The following is an 8,084-nucleotide window of genomic DNA, read 5'->3' as shown; positions in this document are numbered from 1 at the left end:
CCTGGCGGCCGAGCTGGGCGCGTCGGGGCCGGCCGCGTGGCAGGTGGCCGCGGGCGTCCCCGGCGCCTGGCGGTGCGCCCGGTCGTCGTTCCTCGCCCCCTTCGGCGTCGGCTACCACGTCGCCGTCTGGGAGGCTTGAGCCGTGAGCACCACTCCCGTCGCCGTCGTCGGCCCCACCGCCACCGGAAAGTCCGACCTCGCCGTGCGGCTGGCCGCCGCGCTGGGCGGCGAGGTCGTCAACGCGGACGCGATGCAGCTCTACCGGGGCATGGACATCGGCACGGCCAAGGTCACCGAGGACGAGCGGCAGGGCGTGCCGCACCACCTGCTCGACGTGCTGGAGGTGACGGACACCGCGTCCGTGGCCGCCTACCAGCGCGACGCGCGGGCCGTGGTGGAGAAGCTGCTGGCCGACGGCCGCACGCCGGTGCTGGTCGGCGGCTCGGGCCTGTACGTGCAGGCCGTGCTGGACGACCTGGTGTTCCCCGGCACGGACGAGAAGATCCGCGCGCAGCTGGAGCAGGAGCTGGCCGTGTTCGGCGCGGAGGTGCTGCACGGCAGGCTCGCCGAGCTGGACCCGGCGGCGGCACTGGCGATCCTGCCCAGCAACGGCCGGCGCGTGGTGCGGGCGCTGGAGGTCATCGAGCTGACCGGTCAGCCGTTCTCGGCGACGCTGCCCAAGCCGGGGCCGGCCCGGTACGGCACGGTGCTCGTCGGGCTGGACCGCGAGGTGTCCGAACTGGACCGGCGGGTGGACGAGCGGGTCGCGCGGATGTTCGAGGCCGGCCTGGTGGACGAGGTGCGCGCGCTGGAGGCCCGCGGGCTGCGCGACGGCCGCACGGCGTCCCGCGCGCTGGGCTACCAGCAGGTGCTGGCCGCGTTCGACGGCGAGTGCACGATCGAGGAGGCCGCGGCCACCACTGCCCAGGCTACCCGCCGGTTCGTGCGCAAGCAGCGGTCCTGGTTCCGGCGCGACCAGCGGGTGACGTGGTTCGACGCGGGCTCCCCCAGCCTGGCCGAGGACGTGCTCAAGCTGGTCGCACCGTAGCCTGGTGCCCGTGGGAGTCGAGTTTCTGAAGGGCCACGGCACCGAGAACGACTTCGTGGTGCTGCCCGATCCGGACGGCGTGCTGGACCTGACCGAGTCACGCGTGCGCGCGTTGTGCGACCGGCGGCGCGGCCTGGGCGCGGACGGCGTGCTGCGGGTCGTGCGGCCCGACTTCGGCCCGTGGTTCATGGACTACCGCAACGCGGACGGCTCGATCGCCGAGATGTGCGGCAACGGGGTGCGCGTGTTCGCCCGGTACCTGGTGGAGGCCGACCTCGTGCCCGCCGGGGAGTTCACCGTCGGCACGCGTGCCGGTGAGCGGCACGTCATCGCGCACGACGACGGCACGGTCACCGTGGACATGGGGCGCGCGCTGGTCACCGGCACCGGCACCGCCACGGTCGGCGGCACCGCGTTCGCCGGGGTCGCGGTGGACGTCGGCAACCCCCACCTGGCGTGCGTGACCGAGACCCCTGTCGCGGAACTCGACCTCAAGCTGCCGCCCGGCCACGACCCGGTGCTGTTCCCGCACGGCGTGAACGTCGAGTTCATCAACGTGCTGGACGACGGCGCCCTGCGGATGCGCGTGCACGAGCGCGGCGTGGGCGAGACCCGCTCGTGCGGCACGGGCACGGTGGCCGCGGTGGCGTCGTGGCTGTACGGGAGCGGTCGACGCACCGGCAAGGCCACTGTGGACGTCCTGGGTGGACAGGTGTCCGTGGTGATCGAGGAGGAGACCTCCACGCTCACCGGCCCGGCCGTGCTGCTGGCGCGCGGCGAACTCGACCAGGCCTGGTGGGACGCGCTCTAGAGGTCGAAGACCTCCAGCTTGCCCAACCGCGCCCCGGACACCACCTCGGGCTGCGAGGTCGGCGCGGTGCAGCAGACCAGCTTGTCGTCCACGATGGCGACGGCGAAGCAGATCTGGCTGGTCTCCACCTTCCGGGTGACCTCGCCGCCCTCCTCCACCCGGAACGCGAACGGCTGGAGCGCGGGCGCGACCCACACGCCGCCGTCGGCGTCCACCGCGATGCCGTCCGGTGCGATGAAGTGCTCGCGCAGCTCCGCGAACACGCGCCGGTCGGACAGCGTGCCGTCGTCGGCCACGTCGAACACCGTCAGCCCGAACGCCAGCGTCTCGGCGATCACCAGCCGCCCGTCCGGCAGCAGCCCGGTGCCGTTCGGGAACTTCAGGTCCTCGGCCGCCACCTCCACCGACCCGTCCGGCCTGACCAGCGCCAACGGCGTGCCGGGCGCGACCCAGCCCGGTTCCAGCATCGGCGCCTCGCCGCCCGCCGCGATGGCCGCGTGCAGGTCGAAGCCGAAGTTGCCGACGTACGCGCGGCCCTGCGCGTCGACCAGCATGTCGTTGGCGTGGAAGGTGGCGATCCCGTTCAGGTCGGCGTGCTCGACCAACGCGCCGCCGTCCTCCAGCCGCAGCACCTTGCGGTCCCGCATCGAGACCACGAGCAGCCGCCCGTCCGGCAGCCAGCCCAGCCCCGACGGCTGCCCCGGCACCTCGCAGACGACCTCCTGCTCCCCCGTGGCCAGGTCGAGCACCCGCACCTCGTGGTCGTAGAAGTCGGAGTAGTACAGCCGCCCGTCGGGCCCCTGACGAGGCCCTTCGCCGAACCGGAGGCCGTCGCGGAGCACGGTGGTGTCAGCCATGCCGGTCGACCGTAGTGATCGCCGGGACGTCCCGCATCGCCCGCAGCGGTGACAGGAGCACCCAGACGACGGACACGACCATCCCGGCCGACGCGACCCACAGCGTGTTCCGGACCCCGACCCACTCCGCCAGCGCACCGCCCAGCACCGCGCCCACCGGCATCGCGCCCCACGTCAGGAACCGGATGCCGGCGTTCATCCGGCCCAAGAGCCGGTCCGGGCACAACGCCTGCCGCAGGCTGACCTGGGCGACGTTGTAGAGCACGATGCCCGCGGACGTGACCAGCGTGCCGACCGCGAACAACGCCACCCGCCACCCCGGCCCGGCCAACGGCACCAGCACCCACGCCGGCTGCGTGACCAGCAACGACAGCCACACCAGCCGCACCTGCCCGAGCCGTGCCAGCCGACCGGCCACCAAGCCCGCCAGCACGCCCCCCGCGCTGCCCACCCCCAGCAGCACCGCGGCGGCCGTCGCCGACAACGCCAGGTCGCGCAGCAGGAACAGCACGTTGACCGCGCCCCACATGGCGTTGGTGAGGTTGAACCACGTCGTGCAGAACACCACCGGCCGCAACAAGGGGTGCCCGAACACGAACCGGAGCCCTTCGGCCATGTCCGCCCGCAGCGCGCGCTTGCGCGGCTCCACCGTCCGTTCAGCCGCACGGACACCACGCAGCAGCAGCGCCGAGGCCAGGAACGAGGCGGTGATGGCCAGGACGGCGTTCGCACTGCCCAGGAACTGCACCAGCGGCCCGCTCACCGGCCTGCCGGACAGCCGCGCCACCTGCTGCGTCGACACCAGCCGCCCGTTCGCGCCGGTCAACCCGTCCCGCTCGACCAACGTCGGCAGGTACGCCTGCGACGCGACCTCGAAGAACACCGTCAGCACACCGGCGCCCAGCGCGGCCACCACCAGGTGCCAGAACGTCAACGCGTCCAGCCACGCCGCGACCGGCACCGTGGCCAGCACCGACGCCCGCCCCACCGCGCTCCACACCAGCACGGGCCGCTTGCGCACCCGGTCCACGTAGGCGCCCACCGGCAACCCGATCACCAGGAACGCGGCCGTGCCCGCCGCGGTCAGCAGCCCCACCTGGAACGCCGACGCGTCCAGCGCCTCGATCGCCACCACCGGCAGCACGAACGTGTAGACCGCGATGCCGAACTGGTTGACCGCGTCGCTGCCCCAGAACAGCCGGAAGTCACGCGGTAACGGCATCCGGCTTCCTCAACGGCGACAGCACGACCCACAGCACGGACGCCGCCTGCAACCCCATGCCCACCGCCAGCGTGGCCGTGACCCCGATACCGCCGCCGAGCACGCCGCCGACCAGGGCGCCGAGCGGCATCGAGCCCCACACCACGAACCTGATGCTCGCGTTCATCCGGCCCAGCAGGTGGTCCGGGCAGATGGACTGCCGGTAGCTGACCTGGGCGATGTTGTAGACCGTCGCCCCGTACGCCACCGCGGCCTCGCCGATGAGCACGAACACGATCCGCCAGTCCGCCGCGCCGAGCGGGACGAGCACCCCGAGCGGCCACGTGACCAGGCCGGACAGCCAGATGACCTTGGTCTGGCCGAAGCGCGCGTTCCACCGGTTCACGGTCAACGCGCCCAGCACGCCGCCGATGCCCGCCGTGCTGAGCACCAGGCCCACCACGCCCTCGGACAGGCCCAGGTCGCGGACCAGGAACAGCACCAGCACGGCCGCCGCCATGCCGCCGAAGAAGTTCGCGGTGCCCGTGCAGCCGACGATCGCGCGCAGCGACCGGTGCCCGAACACGAACCGCAGTCCCTCGGCGATCTCGTGCGCCAAGCCGGGCTTGTCCGGCTGCCGCGGCGGCGGCTCCACCGTGCGGATGCGCAGCAGGAACAACGCCGAGGCCAGGTAGCCGACGGCGGTGGCGAACACGCCCATGGCCGCGCCGATCAGCTGCGCCACCCCGCCGGCCGCGGCCGGGCCCGACACCTCCGCCACGGCCCGGCTGGCCTCCAGCTTCGAGTTGCCGTCGACCAGGTGTTCCCGGCCGACCAGGGCGGGCAGGTACGACTGGTAGGCGATGTCGAACATGACCGTGGCCGCCCCGACCAGCAGCGCGACCACGACGAGCTGGGCCAGCGTCAGCACGCCCAGCCACCACGCCAGCGGCACCGACAGCAGCAGCACGGCCCGGGTGAAGTCGGCCACCAGCATCACCGGGCGGCGGCTCAACCGGTCCACCCACACCCCGGCGGGCAGCCCGATCAGCAGGAACGCGGCCGTGCCCGCCGCCGAGAGCACGCCCATCTCGAACGGCGTGGCGGCCAGCGCGCCTACCGCGAGCAGCGGCAACACCGTGCGGCCGATCGTCGAGCCGAACTGGCTGATGGTGTCGCCTGCCCACAGCAGGCGGAAGTCGCGATGAGACCAGAGGGACACGGGAGGAGTCTCTCGGGAGTGATTGGAAACTGTCAATCACTCCGGTGGAGCAGGTCCTATGCTGTGCCGGTGGAGAGACGTCCGGCGACCGACGCCGAGGCCGCCGCCCTGGCCTCGGCCGTGCGGCTGCGCATCATCCGGCTCACGTACGACCGCGCGATGACCAACAAGGAGATCGCGGAACGGCTCGGCAAGGATCCGGCCACCACCCTCCACCACGTGCGCAAACTCGTCGCCACGGGCTTCCTGGAGGCCCAGGAGCCGCGCGCCGGCAACCGGGGCGCGCGGGAGATCCCGTACAGGTCGACGGGCCTGTCGTGGCACCTCGGCCGGGGCCGCAGCCCGTACCCCGAGCAGACCAACGAGGCCATGCTGGAGGCGTTCCTCGGCGAGGTCGCGGACGTCGGCCCGGCCGCCGTCGACCAGATCCGGTTGGTCGTCAGGGCGGACCCGGCGGAACTAAAACGCCGCCTCCGTTCGTTGTTCGTTGAGCTGGCAGCCGAGCCGGCCCACCCCGACGGGGAACGCGTGGCGATCTACCTGGCGCTCTACCCGGGCGATTAACCACTCGAACCGACGCGGGTGCCGTGGGACGATGAAGGGCAAATGACGGAAAACACGCACAACAGCAACGACTGGCTCGACCACGAGGACGAGCTGTCCACCGGTGACCTCGCGCTCGAGGAGCGCACCGCACTGCGCCGCGTCGCCGGGTTGTCCACCGAGCTCGAAGACGTCACCGAGGTCGAGTACCGGCAGCTCCGCCTGGAGCGCGTCGTGCTGGTCGGCGTGTGGACCGAGGGCACGGCGGCCGACTCGGAGGCGTCCCTGGCGGAACTGGCCCTGCTCGCCGAGACGGCGGGCTCGGAGGTGCTGGAAGGGCTCGTGCAGCGGCGCGACCGGCCCGACCCGGCCACCTACATCGGCTCCGGCAAGGTCCACGAGCTGCGCGACATCGTGATCGCGACCGGCGCGGACACGGTGATCTGCGACGGCGAGCTGTCCCCCGGCCAGCTGCGGCAGCTGGAGGAGAAGCTCAAGGTCAAGGTCGTCGACCGCACCGCGCTGATCCTCGACATCTTCGCCCAGCACGCGTCCACGCGCGAGGGCAAGGCGCAGGTCGAGATGGCCCAGCTCCAGTACCTCCTGCCGCGACTGCGCGGTTGGGGCGAGTCGCTGTCCCGGCAGGCCGGTGGTCGCGCCGGCGGCGGCAACGGCGGCGTGGGTCTGCGCGGTCCCGGTGAGACGAAGCTGGAGACCGACCGCAGGCGCATCCGCGCGCGCATCTCCAAGCTGCGCCGCGAGATCGCCGCGATGAGCGTCATCCGGGAGACCAAGCGGCACCGCCGCGTGGCCAACTCGGTGCCGAACGTCGCCATCGCGGGGTACACGAACGCGGGCAAGTCCAGCCTGCTCAACGCGCTGACCGGCGCGGGGGTGCTGGTGCAGGACGCCCTGTTCGCGACCCTCGACCCGACCACGCGGCGCACCGAGACGCCCGAGGGCCTGCCCTACACGTTGACGGACACGGTCGGCTTCGTGCGGCACCTGCCGCACCAGCTGGTCGAGGCGTTCCGCTCGACGCTGGAGGAGGTCGCCGACGCGGACCTGCTGGTCCACGTGGTCGACGGCTCCGACGCGATGCCGGAGAAGCAGGTCGTGGCCGTGCGCGAGGTGATCAGCGAGATCTCGTCGCGGCGGGACGACCCGATGCCGACCGAGCTGCTCGTGGTGAACAAGATCGACGCGGTGGGCGAGCTGGGCATGGCCCGCCTGCGCCACCTGTTCCCCACGGCCGTGTTCGTGTCCGCGCACACCGGTGAGGGCATCTCCGACCTGCGGGAACGCATCGCGGCCATGACGCCGCGGCCGGAGGTCGTGGTCGACGCGCTCGTGCCGTACGCGCGGGGCGAGCTCGTCGCGCGGGTGCACCGCGAGGGCGAGGTGCTCAAGGAGCGCCACACCGAGGAGGGCACCGAGCTGTCCGCGCGGGTCCGGCCGGACCTGGCGGGCGTGCTGGGCGAGTTCGCCGTGAACGGAAGCCGCGCCTGAGCCGGTGCGCGCGTTCCTGGTAGCCGCAGGGCTGTTGCTGACGGCCGGTTCCGCCTACGCGGAGCCGGCCGTCGTCGACGTGTGCGCGGTGACGGACCCGAGGCTGGAGGAGCTGTCCGGTCTCGCGTCGGACGGCGCCCAGTGGTTCGCGGTGAACGACAGCGACAACGGCCGGCTGCTGATCCAGGTGCTGGACCGGAATTGCGCGATCACCCGCACCATCACCACGCCGAACAATCCGTTCGACGTCGAAGACCTCGCCCTTGCTCCTGACGGAACCCTCTGGGCGGCGGACACCGGGGACAACGGCAAAACGCGGGAAACCGTGGCATTGCACGCGATCTCGCCCGACGGCACGGCCCGTTTGTACCGACTCACGTATCCTGACGGAAAGCACGACGCCGAAGCATTGTTGCTCGACGGCGCGGGCATTCCCCACATCATCACGAAGGAAACGATCGGCTCGCCCCTGGTGTACCGGCCGGTGTCCGGGCTGAACGAGGGCGCGCCCACGCCGATGGAGCAGGTCGCGAGGGTGCCGATCAGCGGGTCGTCCACGACCGGCGGGCCGTTGACGAACTCCGTGGTGACGCGCCTGGTCACGGGCGCCGCGATGGCGCGCGACGGCAAGGTGGCGGCGCTGCGGACGTACACGGACGCGTACCTGTTCCCCGTGCCCGACGGCGACCTGGCGCGGGCGCTGGAGTCCGACCCGGTGCGGGTGCCGCTGGCCGGGGAGCCGCAGGGCGAGGCCATCGCGTTCGACCCGGACGGCACGCTGCTGTCGGCGTCCGAGTTCGGCAACGGGGGCACGTCGTCCGCGCTGCGGGCGGTGACGGGCGCGTCGGCGCTGGCCGTGCCGCCCGCGCCCGCGACGACGGCCGAGGCCCCGG

At 72.6% G+C, this 8,084-nt stretch carries 8 protein-coding genes; 5 read left to right on the top strand and 3 right to left on the bottom strand.

Features of this window, described 5'->3' with window-relative positions; genetic code table 11:
• Nucleotides 1-142: 142 nt before the first annotated feature.
• Both miaA and dapF read left to right on the top strand, forming a co-directional pair.
• Nucleotides 143-1,048, top strand: a complete 906-nt coding sequence (miaA, locus tag ACFQ3T_RS32220) for a tRNA (adenosine(37)-N6)-dimethylallyltransferase MiaA (RefSeq protein ID WP_380729175.1) — start codon at nt 143-145, stop codon at nt 1,046-1,048.
• A gap of 10 nt (nt 1,049-1,058) precedes the next feature.
• A complete protein-coding gene (gene dapF / locus ACFQ3T_RS32215) occupies nt 1,059-1,859 on the top strand; it encodes a diaminopimelate epimerase (protein ID WP_380729173.1) in 801 nt (266 codons plus the stop codon).
• On the opposite strand, the gene ACFQ3T_RS32210 is transcribed toward dapF, so the two are convergent.
• Genes ACFQ3T_RS32210 through ACFQ3T_RS32200 form a run of 3 tightly spaced genes read right to left on the bottom strand, consistent with a single transcriptional unit; the run spans nt 1,856 to nt 5,139 of the window.
• Entirely contained in the window at nt 1,856-2,716 is an 861-nt protein-coding gene (locus tag ACFQ3T_RS32210; RefSeq protein ID WP_380729171.1) for an SMP-30/gluconolactonase/LRE family protein, read from the bottom strand. The two genes, dapF and ACFQ3T_RS32210, sit on opposite strands and share 4 nt — an antisense overlap.
• Complete coding sequence (locus tag ACFQ3T_RS32205) at nt 2,709-3,938, bottom strand: MFS transporter (protein WP_380729170.1); 1,230 nt, start codon at nt 3,936-3,938, stop codon at nt 2,709-2,711. Before ACFQ3T_RS32205 ends, ACFQ3T_RS32210 begins: the two co-directional genes overlap by 8 nt.
• Nucleotides 3,922-5,139, bottom strand: coding sequence for an MFS transporter (locus tag ACFQ3T_RS32200; protein WP_380729168.1), 1,218 nt, complete (start codon nt 5,137-5,139; stop codon nt 3,922-3,924). Before ACFQ3T_RS32200 ends, ACFQ3T_RS32205 begins: the two co-directional genes overlap by 17 nt.
• A 63-nt stretch (nt 5,140-5,202) precedes the next feature.
• On the opposite strand from ACFQ3T_RS32200, the gene ACFQ3T_RS32195 reads away from it, so the two are divergent.
• The 3 genes from ACFQ3T_RS32195 to ACFQ3T_RS32185 form a co-directional block, all read left to right on the top strand.
• A complete protein-coding gene (locus ACFQ3T_RS32195; RefSeq protein ID WP_380729166.1) occupies nt 5,203-5,703 on the top strand; it encodes an ArsR/SmtB family transcription factor in 501 nt (166 codons plus the stop codon).
• Nucleotides 5,704-5,745: 42 nt separating this feature from the next.
• On the top strand, nt 5,746-7,191 hold the full coding sequence (hflX, locus tag ACFQ3T_RS32190; RefSeq protein ID WP_380729164.1) for a GTPase HflX: 1,446 nt from the start codon (nt 5,746-5,748) through the stop codon (nt 7,189-7,191).
• A 4-nt stretch (nt 7,192-7,195) separates the two neighbouring features.
• A partial coding sequence (locus tag ACFQ3T_RS32185) for a hypothetical protein (protein ID WP_380729162.1) occupies nt 7,196-8,084 on the top strand: 889 nt, incomplete at its 3' end.

It is taken from the genome of Saccharothrix hoggarensis (assembly GCF_042678885.1).
Classification (GTDB): domain Bacteria; phylum Actinomycetota; class Actinomycetes; order Mycobacteriales; family Pseudonocardiaceae; genus Actinosynnema; species Actinosynnema hoggarensis.
This window is presented reverse-complemented; position numbering and strand designations above follow the sequence as displayed.

Coding starts and splice junctions, on each gene's coding strand:
- hflX (WP_380729164.1), top strand. CDS start 5,746: ATGACGGAAAACACGCACAACAGCAACGACTGGCTCGACCACGAGGAC.
- ACFQ3T_RS32210 (WP_380729171.1), bottom strand. CDS start 2,716: ATGGCTGACACCACCGTGCTCCGCGACGGCCTCCGGTTCGGCGAAGGG.
- ACFQ3T_RS32205 (WP_380729170.1), bottom strand. CDS start 3,938: ATGCCGTTACCGCGTGACTTCCGGCTGTTCTGGGGCAGCGACGCGGTC.